Origin of the sequence: Thalassoglobus neptunius (assembly GCF_007859735.1) — a bacterium.
Classification (GTDB): domain Bacteria; phylum Planctomycetota; class Planctomycetia; order Planctomycetales; family Planctomycetaceae; genus Thalassoglobus; species Thalassoglobus neptunius.
In genome coordinates this window covers 2,706,717-2,722,521 of sequence record NZ_SIHI01000001.1, presented here as the reverse complement: position 1 = coordinate 2,722,521, position 15,805 = coordinate 2,706,717, and the positions used below count along the sequence as shown (strand labels likewise).

The 15,805-nt window shown below is 56.6% G+C and carries 15 protein-coding genes; 13 read left to right on the top strand and 2 right to left on the bottom strand.

From position 1 onward, the window contains the following. The first annotated feature begins 43 nt into the window (after positions 1-43). From KOR42_RS10690 to KOR42_RS10630, 13 genes are all read left to right on the top strand, one after another. Positions 44-2,635 (top strand): hypothetical protein, encoded by a 2,592-nt coding sequence (locus tag KOR42_RS10690; RefSeq protein WP_146509545.1) that lies wholly within the window; start codon positions 44-46, stop codon positions 2,633-2,635. Between the two features lie 147 nt (positions 2,636-2,782). Continuing rightward, the gene (locus KOR42_RS10685) at positions 2,783-3,889 is read left to right on the top strand and encodes an AAA family ATPase (RefSeq protein ID WP_146509543.1); all 1,107 of its coding nucleotides are present in this window, start codon (positions 2,783-2,785) and stop codon (positions 3,887-3,889) included. Beyond that, complete coding sequence (locus tag KOR42_RS10680) at positions 3,882-5,297, top strand: CpaF family protein (protein WP_197441054.1); 1,416 nt, start codon at positions 3,882-3,884, stop codon at positions 5,295-5,297. Before KOR42_RS10685 ends, KOR42_RS10680 begins: the two co-directional genes overlap by 8 nt. Before the next feature lie 2 nt (positions 5,298-5,299). Further along, positions 5,300-6,166, top strand: a complete 867-nt coding sequence (locus KOR42_RS10675) for a type II secretion system F family protein (RefSeq protein ID WP_146509541.1) — start codon at positions 5,300-5,302, stop codon at positions 6,164-6,166. A 26-nt stretch (positions 6,167-6,192) separates the two neighbouring features. Further along, positions 6,193-7,116 (top strand): type II secretion system F family protein, encoded by a 924-nt coding sequence (locus KOR42_RS10670; protein WP_146509539.1) that lies wholly within the window; start codon positions 6,193-6,195, stop codon positions 7,114-7,116. Continuing rightward, positions 7,113-7,508: a DUF192 domain-containing protein gene (locus KOR42_RS10665; RefSeq protein WP_146509537.1), complete on the top strand. Its 396-nt coding sequence runs from the start codon at positions 7,113-7,115 to the stop codon at positions 7,506-7,508. The genes KOR42_RS10670 and KOR42_RS10665 overlap by 4 nt, the downstream gene beginning before the upstream one ends. Before the next feature lie 103 nt (positions 7,509-7,611). After that, positions 7,612-9,615: a type II and III secretion system protein family protein gene (locus KOR42_RS10660; RefSeq protein ID WP_197441053.1), complete on the top strand. Its 2,004-nt coding sequence runs from the start codon at positions 7,612-7,614 to the stop codon at positions 9,613-9,615. Positions 9,616-9,677: 62 nt separating this feature from the next. Continuing rightward, positions 9,678-10,343, top strand: a complete 666-nt coding sequence (locus KOR42_RS10655) for a hypothetical protein (protein ID WP_146509533.1) — start codon at positions 9,678-9,680, stop codon at positions 10,341-10,343. Between the two features lies 1 nt (position 10,344). Beyond that, entirely contained in the window at positions 10,345-11,181 is an 837-nt protein-coding gene (locus KOR42_RS10650) for a tetratricopeptide repeat protein (protein ID WP_197441052.1), read from the top strand. A gap of 722 nt (positions 11,182-11,903) precedes the next feature. Next, positions 11,904-12,239, top strand: a complete 336-nt coding sequence (locus tag KOR42_RS10645; protein ID WP_146509529.1) for a Flp family type IVb pilin — start codon at positions 11,904-11,906, stop codon at positions 12,237-12,239. An 829-nt stretch (positions 12,240-13,068) separates the two neighbouring features. Then, on the top strand, positions 13,069-13,833 hold the full coding sequence (locus KOR42_RS10640) for a HoxN/HupN/NixA family nickel/cobalt transporter (protein WP_146509527.1): 765 nt from the start codon (positions 13,069-13,071) through the stop codon (positions 13,831-13,833). A 124-nt stretch (positions 13,834-13,957) separates the two neighbouring features. Continuing rightward, positions 13,958-14,299, top strand: a complete 342-nt coding sequence (locus KOR42_RS10635) for an ArsR/SmtB family transcription factor (RefSeq protein WP_315861339.1) — start codon at positions 13,958-13,960, stop codon at positions 14,297-14,299. A 64-nt stretch (positions 14,300-14,363) separates the two neighbouring features. Continuing rightward, complete coding sequence (locus KOR42_RS10630) at positions 14,364-14,711, top strand: hypothetical protein (RefSeq protein WP_146509526.1); 348 nt, start codon at positions 14,364-14,366, stop codon at positions 14,709-14,711. 130 nt (positions 14,712-14,841) lie between these two features. On the opposite strand, the gene KOR42_RS26565 is transcribed toward KOR42_RS10630, so the two are convergent. After that, positions 14,842-15,009 (bottom strand): hypothetical protein, encoded by a 168-nt coding sequence (locus KOR42_RS26565; RefSeq protein ID WP_197441051.1) that lies wholly within the window; start codon positions 15,007-15,009, stop codon positions 14,842-14,844. Positions 15,010-15,129: 120 nt separating this feature from the next. Further along, complete coding sequence (locus KOR42_RS10625) at positions 15,130-15,729, bottom strand: leucine-rich repeat domain-containing protein (RefSeq protein ID WP_146509524.1); 600 nt, start codon at positions 15,727-15,729, stop codon at positions 15,130-15,132. Positions 15,730-15,805 lie beyond the last annotated feature (76 nt).

Below are 15,805 nucleotides of genomic sequence, written 5' to 3'. Positions count from 1 at the left end.
TGGCGGTGCCGACTAAACAGCAATTCTGAAATGAGGTTGAACGATGCCCACCAAACGAGTCGCCCGATCGAGTGCCGGTGCCTCAACTGTTTGGGGGATGGTCGCCGTGCTGTTGGTTCTGGTCGGGTTGGGAACCGGTGCGACACTCTGGGCGACGGGAGTTTTCGAGACAGCTGCCCCTGTGTCTCGCGAAGGGCAGGTAGCGTTCCCATCACTGGTGCGGCCAGTAAAGGCCTATGAGCGAATCACCCGCGAAGACCTGGTCGATCTCCAAACGCAGAGTTTGAAGCCAATTTGGCTTGATGAAGAGATGGTGAGCCCCGGTTTGTTGCGCGACCTGTCGCAAATTATCGGCCGCGTTGTCGCGCGAGACAAGCAACCGGGCTACATCCTGACCGAATCCGATTTCCTTCCCGTTGGGACGCGACCAGGCGTGACAGCGGGTGTGCCACCGGGTAAGCGAAGTCTCAGCATTGCCGTCGAGAAAGTGCCAGGGTTGGAATTGCTGCGGCAGGGCGACACGTTCGACCTGCTCGCTGCTTTACCTGCGCGGAAGGAAGCGATCTCCAATATCGAACAAGCAGCGCTGCTGGGTGGCATCAAGCCCCCAGATACGCGTTCAGGGCAACTGGCCAAGCAGACGGGCATCAAACCGCTGGTCCTGGGGGGAATGATGGTCGCGCTGACCAAAGGTTCGACGCAATCGACGATCGGAGCGCAATCGTTAGTGGTAGATGCTCAGGCCGCTACACGGCAACGGAATCAGAGCAGCATTGTGGCGACGGTAGCTGTTGATCCCGAAGAGGTCGCTCCGTTGACTGAAGCACTGGGCCTGGATGTCGAGATGTACTGCGTGGCTCGTAGTGGTCACGCCGAGGACGAATCGGAGGTAGATGAGACGATTTCATTCGAGGGGATGGTGCCTGTGGTAACCACCTCCCGGGCCGTTGACGCCTTCACCGCGTTGGGACCGGAAGACTTGGCGGACTCGGTGACCGGACGCTTAAACGTCTTCTACTTCTCACCGGATCGAATCGAACCGGACTGGATCACCGATTTTAGCTCGTTGGTGGGGCGGGTCGTCGCGAAGGATATCCCGCACGGCAGTGTATTGAGTGAAGCGATGCTGTTGCCCCGAGGGACACGACCAGGGCTGGTGGCCGGTGCACCTCAAGGGACAGTCGTGCTTCCCGTCGCATCGAACCGGATGACTGGATTGAATCGGCTGCGGAACGGCGATCGATTCGCTGTCTATGCCCGTTTGCCAGAGGCTTTGCGTCCCGCGTTTCCACAGACCGATTGGGCGACTTTGCAAGGAGCTGTCCTCCCCGACGAGGATCGCCTGTTGGAAGAGCAGCTTCGCACAGGGGTGCGTCTCGTAGTCAAGGAGGCTGTGTTGATTGGTCAGGCGGACTCCGGTTCAGCGACCAAGGAAACGTCTGAGCAAGTTGTGGGCATCGCCGTGCCCGAGGAAGCGGTGACACAGCTTTCTCAGCTTCTTCAGGGAGAGTCTGAACTGTTCGTAGCAGCCTCGTCCGGTCGAGAGCAGAGTCCTTCCGCTCACCCGGAAAGGAAATCTCCTGTGCCAAGGCAAGCAGCACAAGAGCCCAATTCGCAGAGTGCAAAAAACACGTATGTGTCGTTCAAACAGGATGCTCCGTCCGATGAGTTCGCGTTCTCAGACCGTGTTGCCGTCCCGGTGACCGCACGCCCCATCAAAGCTTACTCGAAGTTGACCCTCGATGATTTCATCGCCCCCTCAACGGGTCGTCCAAGGACGATGTTGTTCCCGGCAGATCGCGTTCGAACCGAATGGGTGCGTGACTTAAATGAACTGATTGATCGCGTTGTGACGCGGGATATTGACACAGGACGAGTGATTGAAGAATCAACCCTTCTCCCTGTGGGTTCGCAACCCGGGACGACGGCTGGAATTCCGAAGGGAATGCTCGGTATGTCCGTGAATGGACAACAGGTTCTTGGCCTGGATGGCCTGGAAGATCTTCATCGGGGCGATCGCTTCCAGCTTGTCGCAGTCCGGCCTTATGACATTGATGCGTTGGGAGGAACTGTGCGTCGCGGGCTCACAAATGGAGACGCCATCCAGCAGGCTTTGGGAGCAGGAGACTTGTTCCAGCGTGCGATCGTCGACGTGCTATGCAGTGAGGTTCAGTTGGTTGACTTTGGAGCAGACATCCAGACCGTGCAGAGCAGTGTGGTGAATGAAACGCAGACGACGACGGAAACCCAACTCACTCCAAATGGTCCGATTCGCGTCGTGAATGAGTTGGTCACCCCGGAGGTCAACGAACGACAGGTCACCGCCAAGACCTATCTGTTGGCTCTCCAGCCGAATGATGTTGGGCAGCTGGCTCAGGCACTCGCAGTCGGAACGCAGATCATCGCCGTCCCACTCCCCGGCACTTCGGCAGATCAATCGCCACCGACTGTTTCGATTGAGTCAGGTCTTGTGCAACAGCCGACCGTAGACATTGAATTACCGCGCCCGAAAATTGTCGAGCACATCCGTGGCACCGAGGTGACGCGAGATGTCTGGATCACGCCGACAAAACCAGAACCCATTCCGTCGTCGAATAGCACTTCAGCGAGTGTTTCCCGTATCACTCGCCCTTGAGGAGTCACTTCCATTTCGCAGCCGCAGCTACTTATTGTCAGTCATGATGACGCTCTTCGCGAAGAGGTTGAGGCTGCGCTGGAATCGCTTTCTCACTCCGCTGTGATTCCGCACTTCGCCCACGATCTTACACGGGCGGTGGATATCATGCGTGCCCGTTGGCCTGCTGTGGCGATCGTCGAAATGTCGGACGACATGGAAGCGTTCAAGTCAATGGTTCGCGAACTCTTGGCAGTCTCACCGGAGACCGCCATCGCTGGTGCATACCGACCGAACACTTTTGCACCTCAGAAGTGGGAACAAGCAGCGCAAGGGGCGATCTTTGTGGAAGGCTTGCGCGTCGGTGTCCGTGACTTCCTGCGGCGCCCCGTGTCGACGGCCGATCTTCGACAACTTCTCGATAGGTCGGTCACACCGCCTTCGCGTGCTGCAAAGACATCCGGCGTGACGATTTCGTTCATCAGCAATAAGGGAGGAGTGGGAAAGTCGACGCTGGCTGTCAATGTGGCCACGAGACTGGCCCAACATCATCCCGGTGAAGTCCTGCTGATTGATGCGTCGTTGCAGATGGGCGTTTGCGCGACGATGCTTGAACTGAAGCCGACGACGACGCTCCTGGACACGATTCGTGAACGGCATCGACTGGATTCGACGCTGATTCGGCAGCTGGCGACTCCTCATGCCTGCGGACTCGATTTACTGGCCGCACCGCCCGACGCACTTTCCGCAACGGAGATTGATGACGAGTTGTTGACGCGCGTGCTCAACCTGGCTCGTCGCACCTACGAGTATGTCATCGTCGATACGTTTCCGATGTTCGACCGGATCGTGATGTCGGTCACTGACGCGGCGGATCTCTCTTATATCGTTCTGGACAACGTCGTCCCTACGGTGCTGAGTATTGTGCAACTGATGTCTTTGCTGGACGATGTGGGATATCCAACTGAGAGACGGCGAGTCGCTGTCAATCGTTTTCTGCGAGTTCCCGGCAATCCCTCGCTGGACGACATTCGACACACGCTCCAACATTCCGTCGACCATGTCCTGCCATTCGACAAACGAGCAATCACAGCCGCCAACCTGGGACGACCGTTTGCGTTGTCGCGAAGTCGCTGGTCAGGAGTGGAAAAAGGTCTCAAGGGGATTGTTCGAGAGATTGAAGAACGACAAGGGCAAGGTAGTCACGCCGAGTCCAACGGCCGATCAAACGGAATCGTCGACACTCAGGCTGAAGCGGAGTTTTCAGATGAGTGATCAGACCCCCGAGAGTATTGATCGTGTGCGCGAGCGACTGGGACGCACAACGTTTTCTGTTCCAATGGATCGAGTGAGCAAACGGACGTCTCACTCGGAGAACACGCGAGCACCTGAACGTCCGATTTCAAGCCGAGCAGACTATTCGGTCGTCAAGGGGCGTTTGCACGAGCGACTTCTGGACGAATTGAATGCCGACGACCTTTTCGGCGACAGTGAAGAATCACTGGCCGCTCACGTCGAAACGTTTGTCGCCCGCATTCTGGATCAGGAAGACATCCCGCTCAATGAAGAGGAACGTGGGCGCATTGTCGATGATCTCAAGGAGGAAACGCTCGGCGTGGGTCCACTGGCATCACTGATGGCCGACCCTGCAGTGACGGATGTCTTGGTCAATCGATACGACAAGGTTTACATCGAGCGATTCGGCCGGCTGGAAAAGACGGACGTCCGATTCCGTGATACTGACCACCTGATTCGCATCATTCAGCGAATCGCGGCTCGCGTTGGTCGTCGGATCGATGAGTCATCCCCGATGGTCGACGCTCGACTTCCTGATGGAAGTCGAGTCAATGCCACGCTTCCGCCAGTCACCATTGATGGCCCAACGTTGTCGATTCGCCGCTTTGGTCGCAAACGCCTCCGTCGCGATGATCTCCTGCGACTGAAGATGTTCTCCCCAGAGATGATGCAGTTTCTGGAACTGGCCGTCCGGACACGTCGTAATGTTATCGTGGCGGGTGGTACAGGAGCAGGGAAATCAACTTTCCTGGGAGCGATCTGCGAGGTTATCCCGGATGACGAACGAATCGTCACGATCGAGGATGCCGCCGAACTGATTCTCGATCAGGAACATGTGATTCGCAAAGAGACTCGACACAGCAATCTGGAAGGGCAGGGGGTGATCTCGGCACGGGATCTGGTCATCAACTCGCTGCGTATGCGTCCCGATCGCATAATCGTGGGAGAAGTACGTAGTGGCGAAGCGCTCGACATGTTGCAGGCGATGAACACGGGCCACGACGGCAGTTTGACGACCGTTCACGCCAACAGCCCGCGCGACGCGATCTCCCGATTGGAAACGATGGTGCTGATGGCGGGGCTCGATCTCCCATCGCGGGCGATTCGCGAACAGATTGCTGCCGCGATTGACATCATCGTGTTCGTCCGCCGCTTCGATGATGGTGTCCGCCGCGTGGATCGCATCTCGGAACTGACCGGACTTGAAGAATCAACACCCCAATTGCAGGACATCTTTGCGTTCCAGCAGACCGGTCGACAGGGGCGACAAATTGAAGGACGATTTGTCGCGACGGGGATCGTTCCCCGTTGCATGCACGAACTTCGCGAACGGGATTGGGACGTTTCGTTCGAGATGTTCCGCAAGCCATCCGATGGGAGAGTGTAGCCGTGTTAGGTGCTGCGTTCGCCGCCATCTTGATTCTCGTTGGCTTCGCCGCAATTGTGATTGCTATCGAACGGGGGCGGATGGCTGAGACTTCGCGAAGGCGACTCCTGGATTCTGTCCGCGAACAGGACATGGGCAGAGACGCTTCCGAAGTTATTGTTTCCAACTCGCTCACCCGGCGGTATCGCTGGCTGGCCATACTGGCTGGGGTTGTGATCACCGGGGTTCTCTACTTTGGACTTCGCTGGCCGTTGGCGTATTGTGTCGCTCTTGGGGTGCTCACTGCGCTGATCTCCTGGCAGGTTGAAGAGTGGTGGGCAATGCGGCGACTACAGAAGGCGGAACAGCAACTCGCCGATTCGATTGACATGATGGTTGCGGCTGTGAAGTCCGGGTCCAGTCTGCAAGGCGCACTGGAATCCGCGATGGAAAATACCGGACCACCCTGGAAACTCGAATTGCAGGAGGTGGTGGGAAGGATTCGATTCGGAGACGATCCTATTGAAGTGCTGGGCGAACTGAGTCAGCGGGTGCCGTTGGAGACGGTGCGATTGTTCTCGCAGACATTGGCTGTCAACTGGACTGTGGGAGGCCGACTCGCCCTGACACTGGCGAACGTCGGCCGGACGATTCGGGATCGACTCGAACTGTCGAATCGCATGCACGCCATGACCACACAAGCTCGCCTGTCCGTGGTTTCGGTAATCGGTGTGACCTACTTTATCGCCGCAATGATGTGGCGGAACGATCCGGACCGGATGGCCGACTATCTGCAGTCGTTCGTCGGCCAGGGAATGGTGGCAACGGCAATTGTCTTGCAGGCTGTGGGCATCATTTGGATTTCTCGTCTCAGTCGCCCGCAATTCTGATCGAAGTTTGCCGACGGTTCCTTTCCATGTCATCAACGCTGGTTGCATTGCTGTTTGCATTGTGGATCACAATTGCCGGTGTGGCGGTCTGGGTCTGGCAAACGCTGCATCGTCGGCGATTGACGCAACGACGACTGGAGCCGCTCAATGAGCAGGAAGCAGGGCAACAACTCCAATCGGATGCGACGCGAAGCAAGCTGGGGTGGTGGCTTTTTCGAGCCGGGTTTCGGTCGAAGTCGGCGACGCCGACGTTCCTTGTACTTTCCCTCCTTGGCCTGTTGGTTGGGGCAGCATTCATTGCCTCCATATACTGGGCCGAGTTGGTGGATCTGGCGAGTGGACTGGCATCCAGTGTGCCAGGTGGAGTCGGCGAGGTCTTTCTGCCGCTGATCTGGGCCAGCCCCTGGCTGGCCGGACTGCTACTGGGTTTTCTACCAGCGATCGTTGTGCGGGCACGCCGCAGGCGACGTGTTCGAGAAGTGGAACAGGATCTTCCTATCACGCTCGACCTGCTCGCCACGCTGGCCGAAGCGGGATTTGGATTCGACTCGGCACTCGATCGGTTTCTCGAAACGCAGCCATCGCGTCGACCACTGTCGGAGGATCTCCAACTGTTTCAGATCGACATGCTGGCGGGGCGTCCGCGAGTGGAGGCACTGCGGCGTTTGATGAAGCGTGTCGATGTACCGTGGTTCTCGATCTTTGTCTCAGCTGTCATTCATGCCGAGCAAGTCGGATCGAGTCTCGCACAAACGCTGCGGGTGCAGGCGGACGATCTACGGATGCGACGCCGCGAACGGGCTTTGGCCCTTGCGATGGCCGTTCCCGTCAAACTCTTGTTTCCACTCATTGTCTGCTTTCTGCCGGGGATCATGACGGCAGCTCTGGGGCCGGTCGTGTTTCAGATCGTTCAGGTTCTCGATTCGTTCTTACAGGGAGCATTTCGATGATGACAGGTCGTTTCGTCGGGCAGTTGATTATTGAATCGACCGGGGAGGTTCTGGTCGAAAAGCTCTTCATTGCGGACACCTGGTGGAGTCGATTCCGAGGACTCCAGTTTCAACGGGAACTGCCCGAAGCAATGGGGCTGCTGCTGTATCCGTCTTCGTCGATCCATATGTTCTGGATGCGATTTCCGATCAACCTGCTCTTTCTGGATCGCGACGGAAAAGTCGTTGAGTCTCGGGAAAATGTCAGACCGTGGACCGTCGCTGTTGCGGGCAAGAAAGATGCCGCGGCAGCGTTGGAACTCCCTGTTGGAGCACGACTTGCAGAACCCGGAGAGACCCTGCGGATTCGAGACGATTCAGGCATCAACACGTCAGTCACCCCATTCAAATAGCAGCAACCTATTTCCTGAGAACGACTTGCGTCTTTTTGCAGTTCAACTGCATGTGGAGCATTTTGCACAAGTCCTACAACCACTACAGCCGATAACTCTCTCAGTGTTCCGTTTCCCTTCACAGGGGAACGATCTTGTTGAAATTGGGGGGACGGCGGTGATTTCTCAGCGATCAAGCATTCTGCGTTGCGCGCGACGACTGGGTGATTCCCAGCGCACCGTGGTGGTCGCGGTCTGTCTCGTTCTTCTGTTCTCTTTACATTCTGATGCTCAGGATGTCGGTGGTGTGAATTCACCGGGCAGGGCGACGCTTCTGCCTTTCTCTGAGTTCTCGGACGCCGAGTCGGAACCGCAGTTTCCCACGCAGCCTGTCCTGGCTCAGGGAGATTCTGCGACGGAGCGACTCCCATCACCGGATTTACGTCCACTTCGACTTGACCGCCCCGACTTGGGAACACCTCGACCAAACGCAGCCGCGCAAGAGCGGGCCTCGCGATATGTTGTGGATCGCGTCGACCCGCAACTCACGCTTGACGTCCAGATCGGTCGCCCAGTAATCTTGCAATTCAAACAGACACCGTTTCGTGATCAAGTGGCTGACCCGAATGTTGTCGATGCTCTCAACGTCACTGAGACCGAATACTCGATCAACGGAAAACAGCTCGGTTCAACTGTGCTGAACTTCTGGTTTCAGAATCCCGAAGCATCGGGAGGACAAGAAGTTCTCAGTTACCTTGTTCGCGTTCAGGAAGACCCGGAGACCGCACGCCGCTTTGAAGTCTTGTTGGCGAGAATCGAACGCGAGATCAACCGGGCGTTCCCCAACAGCGTAGTGCGGCTCAGCTACGTCGGCTCTCAGGTCGTGGTGCGCGGACAAGCAAAAGGCATCGAAGACGCTACCCAGATTCTGCGAATCGTTGCTCGGAGCATCCCCGAAGAGGAGGGCCTGGACTCTCCGTTCAGCCCCGATGAATTTTTTCTGGGGAATGCTGATGCCGGGGCAATCATCGACTCCGGTGGCTTGACCGGGCTTTTGGATGGAGATACCGCATCAGGAGTCAACAGCGCGAGAATCAATGGGCGCGTCGTCAATCTTCTGGAAATCGCGGGCGTCCATCAAGTCATGCTTAAAGTGACGATCGCCGAAGTGAATCGGAGTGCGGTTCGCCGTGCGTCTGCAAATCTGATTGCGCTGTTCGGAGACTCCGCTGCCTTCACCAGCTTTGGATCGCTCATGCGAATCGCCGGAGGCGCTTTTGAGAATCCAGGCGGTGCGGGCGGGACGTTTGTCGTGGATCGCGGCGACTTCGATTTGATTCTCAACTTTCTCAAGACACATCAGCTAGCCAAGTCGCTTGCCGAACCGACACTCACGACCCTGAACGGACAACGGGCGAACTTTCAAGTCGGAGGATCATTTCCCGTGCCAGACAACGGGCTTAACGGTGAGGAGAATGTCGGAGGAGTGAACTTCGTGGGGGGGCAGTCGGTTCGCTTCGTTCCGTTCGGTGTTCAGCTCAGCTTCACCCCTGTAGTAACAGATCATGATCGGATTCGACTCCAACTTGCGACGAGCGTCAGCACACGCGACGAGGCAACCGGAGCACTGATCGGCGACACCGAAGTCTCCGGATTGAACGAGCGGCAATTCACGAATGTCGTCGAACTTCGTGAAGGACAGACATTGGCATTGGCGGGACTGATTCAGAACAACCTGGGAGGCGACTCCGATCGCGTTCCCTTCGTGGGCGACATCCCGTACGTGGGACGTTTGTTCTCACAGGATCGAACATCGCAAGACGAACAGGAACTCATCGTGCTCGTGACGCCGTATCTGGTCAATCCGGTTGATGCAACTTGCCAGCCACTGGCCTTGCCGGGGTCCGACTACTTCGAGCCTGACGATGTCGAATTCTTCTTGCGTGGGAATCTGACGGGACATGTTGCCGAGGACTATCGAAGTTCGATCCGCACCGACATCTACAAGATGAAAGCATTTCGCCGACTCGAACAGGAACTAATCATCGGTCAGCCGGGGCACTCAAACGGCTTACTCTGTCCTCCCGTTGCACGTCCGTCGGATCCGTTACTGAGGATGACACCATGAACAATGTTGTTTTGCACACGGAGGTGTCAACCAGGCTCCGTCCATTTCTCGTGGCATCTTTGATGCTAACACTCGTTGGTTGTCAGACAGCGCAGAAATCACACCAGAAGGAATGCGCCACGACCGACAGCCGCGCATGTCCACCGGGGCTGGATTCGAATCGCGGTTGGTGCGAGAACAATGACTGCCGAAGACCGGATGACTTCGGACCTTACGCGGTTCCTGCGCCGCTCGGGACGTACGTCAATGGTTGGAACGATGCCCTGATTTGTTCCGCGAGGGACCAGCAGTACGTCATCAGTCGGAACGAGTGGTTTGCCGGTAAGGAGCAACTTGGCCCTGAAGGTCGTGAGCATGTCATCGCACTGGCTACTGCGTTGATCGGCCATGGAAAAATCGTTGTTGTCGAGACCGAGCCGGTCATACTGGAGGGGGACGAGTCGTTGGACGATGCGTACAAGAGAACGGCTTTTCTCAACGAGCAGCGACGAATGAACGTTGTGGCCGAGTTACAACGGAATGGTCTGATGGATGCCGACCAGCGCGTGGTGTTGTCTCCAGTGAGAGGTGTTGGCGTTCACGGCGCAGAAGCGCCTCGCATCTACAACCAGCTCATCGACGGGACGGGAGTCGGCGGAAACGGCACTCAAGGGGGCCAAGGAAATGGAAACAGTGGCCTGGGAGGCTTCGGGGGTGGAAGTGGGTTCGGCGGTGGAGGAATCTTCTAACGTGACAAATCTCAATTTCACTGCACCGAAGTCTGTTTTGGCCGATGAATGCTGGGCGGACTCAAATCCCGTTGTCTCCCGTGCTTCACGGGTTAAGGGTACGTTGCTACGGAGTACGCTTTGCTTTAGCGTTCTGGCTCTCGCAGGCTGCGCCTTGCCTGGCCGGGACGATCCGCTCGCATCACAATCTCCTCCAACACTTTCGAGGGCAGAGAGTACATCGGCACGAGCCTGTCGCGAACGCGGACTCCATCTCGCGGCTGAACAACAGGACGACGAAGCCATTGCCCAACTGGAGAAAGCACGGGAACTGGCCCCCGGAATGAAGGGGGTCGCCCATCCACTTGCCGTGCTCTACGACCGTCAGGGACAATGGACGGCGGCCTCCAGTGAGTATCGACGAGCATTGCAGGAGTCGCCCGATGACGCGGACCTACTCAACGACTACGGATACTTCCTGTACACACAGGGGGAACTCGAACGCGCTGAGGAAACGCTGCTGCGATGCCTGAAGTCCATGCCAAGTCACCCCAAGGCGCGTCTGAATCTAGCGATGGTTTTTGCTGCGGAAGGTAGGATGGACGAGGCGTTTGCTGAATTTGAATCAAGTGTTGGAACGGCAGCGGCACACCACAACACGGGAATGCTTCTCGCGCGAGCCGGCCACAAGGACGATGCATTGGCTCACTTGCAGCGAGCCGCCGAACTTGATCCAGAATTCCGTCAAACGGCACAGGTCATCGCTAGTCTAGAGACGGAATCAATGAACTCCTATTCGGCCATCCGACAGGTTTCCGGTGAGCGTTCCGAGGTTTCAAACTGGCAACTGGCTGATTAAGCATCCATGAGAAATCGTGGACGCTTTCACCCGTTCGACCGCTTCCTCGTCGGCAAATTCGTCCTAAGGCTGAAACGGATCTGCGAACTCGGTCCAAACAATCGGACCTGCTTGGTACTCCTCGTCCGTAAGCAGGCAAGCCAATAGCTTGCCATTCTGTGGCCTCATTTCGCGACGTCACAGCCCACCAAGCATCAGCGGGCTCGGTAATCGAAGCGACCGTCCACGGCCAGTCGGCTCATTTCATTCAGTAGAGCCTCACAGCGTGCAGCAAATGCACTCATTCGACAGTTCGAGGGTCTTCTCGTCGGAATGACTGATCGCTGCTGTCCCGTTCCACATGGACGAAAGCGATACGATTGAGTTGCTTTTGACATGCAAAACAGCATTGGGCTCACATGTGTCCGCGATAGGAGCGCCGCTGCACAGCAGTCCTCGCCAAAGAACGCGGCATAGTTCATAACGAACAACCCGCTGCTGGCCAACACGCCTTACTATGCCCGAGACACTCCCGACCCTCGATCGCGATTCGCGAATGGCGTGGCCCCATCAAAACGAATCTGAAAATGTGAGAAACTCGCTTCGGTAGGCTTGACGATCACATCGATTCTCCAATATACACGCAATATACACTTGCAGCTAATTTGCAAGTAAGCACGCAACTGGCAGCTATTGCCCTGATAGCGTGATTAGCGATGCTCCATTTGAAAGAGGTTGAATTGATGTTGAGAAAACTGCGGAATGTGTTGAAAAGCCGCAAGGGCCAAGGAATGGTCGAGTACGGCATTCTGGTCGGCGGAGTGGCTTTGGTCTGCCTGGTCGCGGTTGCGACTATGGGCCACAAGTCGAATGACCTGATGGCTGCTTGTGCCGCTGCATTGCCCTGTGCACACGACGATGATCAAGGTCCAATCGTCAGTGGTAAACTGGTGAACACGCAGCAGGACACTAACGGCGTGGTCTATCTCGACCCAACAAATCCTGGCAGCCTGGCGAGCAACATGGGTATGCCCGGCATTGACACTCTCGTGATCGAAGGTGGTGACCTGGCTCCGTAGCCAGAACGAACTGCCCCGCAAGGGATGCAAGGAAACCCGTCGAATGGCAACTTCCATTCGACGGGTTTCCTTTTTTTGCGCAGTCCGGTCGAGACGCAGCTGGCAATGTTGGGGCGAGCGAGGCGCCGGGCGAGTACCGCTTTGATGACGGATGGCGAAGACTCAAACCGGTGTTCCCTGACGGCCGCCTCGTAACCCAACTGTCTGGTCCTCGGTGAAAACTCCTGCTTGTGGAGTTCGTGTTGACGCAATTGTGCAAAGGATCAGCCACGGGGACAACAATCGGGAGAAGATTGCCGAGATTGAGCAGCCCGCGATTGTCGAGGATTGAGAATGGGTAAGCGGCAAGACTTCATCGAGGGAGCTGGCACTCTCTTTCAGGACAACGACACAATCCAGAAAGGGGAAACGAATTAACCGGAGGTCGCCGCCGACACTCGCGATGAAATAGACGCGGCCGACGATCGTTGAGCCGAAAGTCTTTCAGTGACTCAGGCAACAGGAACAGGGATGTGTGCGACGAAATTCCTTCGAACACGCTCTCGCCTGGCCCTGCATCTCGCACGGGTGGGTTATCCTCAGCAAAGCCACCTGATCCGGAAAATCTCTCGATGAAACATCAGCTGATGTGAGACACTTCACGAGTATTTTCGGCAAGCGTGCGGGGAGCTCATTTGGAGATGAATCTGTTTAGAGATCACCATGATGGCACCATTCTGTGCCTGCGATACTTGCAACTGCTCGTTCGACACGTTGCAATGGAAGGACTTTTCATTTCTGATCGGTCGCGTTCGTCGAATTCCTTGCGAGTGACTTTCCAGGTGGTTCAATGCATCAACACACCCATGACCTAACTCTCGGGCTTGCTTTTCTCCTCGGGGCGCTGCATGCCCTCGAACCGGGGCACGGGAAGACGGCCATGTTTGTCTACCTTGTGGGTGGGCGACGCAGTCCGTGGCATCCGATTGTAATGGGACTCTCGACAGCCGTTTCGCACTCTGTGTCGCTGTTCGCCATCGCTTTTGCCGTGCATCTTGCGCATCACGTGGTGACGGGCGATCACCACCACGAAGAAAACGTTTCGACGTTCCTTCCCTGGGTGAGCGCGCTGTTGGTCGTAGCTGTCGGGTGCTATCTCCTCCGGCAGGCGATTCGGGGAAAACAGGTGCGTTGCTGTGGACATGACCACCATTCCCACGATCACGATCATGACTGTGCGGACGGTCCCAGCGTCGTAAAACTCGATGTCGCCAGCGGAGACCTCTCATCTCAGTCGCCCTTGCGAACGAGCTACAAGACGACCGCACTGCTCGGAATGGCTGTCGGATTGCTGCCGTGTCCTTCGGCGCTTGCAGCCTACTTCACTGGCTTGTCGACCGGTTCGCCGGCGGCGGCCTATCTGATCATTGCTCTGTTCGCTGCTGGCATTGCATCGTCGCTTACGCTTGTGGGCATCATGCTGCAACTTTTCGGGGACCGCATAGGACGTCGAATGACAGGCACATCGCGATTGCCCTGGGCGCACATTCGGGCGTTGCTCATTCTCGGTATGGGAGCTTTCTACACTGTCCGTGTGGCGGCGGCTGGCATGTAGCGGGCGACAGCCCGAATGAGGGTGAAGTCGCTGGCGCAAGTTCATCGAAAATACCGTTTGACTGAATCGACTCCGTGCACTATCCTACACTTCATCAAATGGTGAATTGAAGGATTAATGGATTGTGAAGCCCGATTGCAGCAATGATGACCATTCAGTGAGTGGCCTTTCGGCAGTTGATGATTCCGTCTGCGACCGCGCGGCCGGAATCTTTCGGGCATTGGGCGACCCCGGACGATTGAAGGTACTCATACTCCTGTCCCAACAGGAAATGTGCGTCACGGAGATCGCGATTGCTCTCGAGGAGCAGATGACCACGATTTCCCAGAGGCTCAAGTTGCTCAAGAGCGAACGGCTGGTCCGCAGTCGTCGCGATGGCAAGCACCTGTTCTATTCCGTGGCTGACCAGCATGTTTCGCAGTTGGTATCCAACGGCATTGACCATGCGCGGGAAACCGACCCCTAATCAGCGACGATTCACTTTCCAGTGATTCGCCGTGTTATTGCTCTTCAACGAAGAAGGAAACTCGATGTCCACGACTCACGCCAATCACGATCATCAGCATGGGGCCGACTGCGGTCATACCGCCGTTGAGCACAATGGCCACACGGACTATCTTCACGATGGTCACCTACACCACCAGCAGCAGGACGGCCAGGTCGTCGAACATGTGCTGGAAGTGAGCGATGCAAATCCCTCCGCTTGTACTCCGGACCATAAGTGCGGCGGACACGACGTGAATCATGTTCATGGACCGGGTTGCGGTCACGAGGCCGTCCCGCACGGTGACCATGTCGACTATCTCGTCGATGGGCACCTGCACCATCCGCACGGCGACCACTGCGACAACCACGGTCCGGTCAACGTCATTGCCTGACGATCAACGATTGTCTCGCTACGCAAATGCCCCATGAACCGCACTGAATTCAGTGCGGTTCTTTCATTTGACTTGTGGGATAACTCGACAATCGACTTCTTCCGCGGCTGAAATCACGGACGTCAAACACTCACATCGGTCCCAGCAACATGGCGAGAATTGCAGGGGCAAACGGCTCATGCGCGAACCAAGGGGCGTCGACTTGAGGTCGCATGCAGTCACCGACAATGCCGGGCCAATCGCGATTGCGTCGATTGCGAGAGTGCCCCATCAGGCCGGTCATCAACAAGTTCAGCATCGCAAAGTCTGCGTCAGCAAGAGTCGCTCGTAAACACGACTCCAGACCCGAAGACGAACTTTGCTCTCGTTGATTCGATCGTCGAACCCGTTGCCACTCATCGAGTGATCCCACCTTCGGCTAGTCGACGCTGTCCGCAGTCAACGCGGAAGTAAAGTTGGGGGAGGATTTTCGAAGATCAACAAGTACCCTCAACTTCGGTCGTCGCAATCGAAGTTCCTGGACACCGTCCGCTGTCACTTTCGTGCCTCGCAGATCGAGCATTTCCAGTCTCGGTGCCTGGGTCAGCTTGAGGATGCCGTCATCCGTGACGCGGGTGCCACGCAGGTCAAGCCACCGCAGGTTCTTGAGGCGGCACAGCGGATGTATCGCGCCGTTCGTAATTCGCGTACAAACAAGTTTCAGTTCCTCCAGTTCGACAATTTCGGCGATCAACTCGCAGTCCGCGTCATTGATTGCACAACCCTGAAGGTCGAGGGCATACAGAGGTGACGCGAAGGTTCCATGGAACGACTGCGTGCAGTCGCACTTGAGGCGAATTGACCGCAAACTCTCGACAGCGGATTCCGTCATCTGTGGGCGTGGAGAGAAAGAGATCTGCATCAACGCTTGTGTTGAGCCCTCTTGCCTCGTGTCGTGTTCGTCCTGACTTTGCGACATGCCGGTGAAAGAGAGGACAAGGCAGACCGGCAGGCACAGTCTCGTTGTTTGCGAACGCATGTGTAGACTCCAGTGGACGGTTTTCGATGAAAGACGCTGTCTTCCAGATCGATAATCGGCTCATCCATGAGACTTG